The organism is Mesorhizobium sp. P5_C1, from assembly GCF_054049815.1.
This window is the reverse complement of the sequence record NZ_JBFULQ010001252.1, coordinates 1-740: the sequence shown is the minus strand read 5'-3', so window position 1 is coordinate 740 and position 740 is coordinate 1. Positions and strand designations below refer to the sequence as shown.

The following is a 740-nucleotide window of genomic DNA, read 5'->3' as shown; positions in this document are numbered from 1 at the left end:
AAGTGGTTCATGCTGCTCGAATGCATCAACGCCAACTCCCAGGCACCAGCATCATGACGCAAGGGTTTTTCGGCCAGCAGGGCACCTCGGACGATAGCAGCGAGATCAACCGGCTACGCTTCCTGATCCGCCAGGAGCTGGCACAGTCGCGCTCGAGCATCCCGGTCAAGATCGTCGCGGTGCACGGCGGCGGCGTCGGCGCGCCGCCCACGGTCGACGTGGTGCCGCTGATCAATCAGACCGACGGCCAGGGCAACCAGACGCCCCACGGCACCATTTTCGGCATCGCCACGATGCGCAATCAGGGCGGCACCAACGGCATCATCAACGACCCGAAAGTCGGCGATATCGGTCACATGTCGATCATGGACCGGGACATCTCGTCGCTGAAAGCCAATGCCGGAGCGCAGTCGAACCCCGGCAGCTTCCGGCGCGGCAACATGTCGGACGGCGTCTACATGGGCACCATCGTCAATCCCGCCAACCAGGACCAGGCGGTCCAGTTCACCGAGGGCGGGATCAAGCTGTTCGACAAGAACGGCCAGATCATCGAGTTTTCGGCAGGCTCCATCACCATCACGACGGCGCAGTTGCTGGTGACCGGCGACGTCATTGCAGGATCCGGCGGCGCCAACATCAGCCTCCTCAATCACGTCCACACCGGCGTCGTTCCTGGTGGCGGGACGTCGAGRCCACCGGAGCCGGGTACCTGATGAAAACGCTTCTTCTTGATGTCGACT

The 740-nt window shown here is 62.8% G+C and carries 1 protein-coding gene; it reads left to right on the top strand.

Features of this window, described 5'->3' with window-relative positions; all coding sequences use genetic code 11:
* Nucleotides 1–713 (top strand): hypothetical protein (locus tag ACXJ7R_RS35195; RefSeq protein WP_457155812.1); only part of this gene is annotated, 713 nt, incomplete at its 5' end.
* Nucleotides 714–740 lie beyond the last annotated feature (27 nt).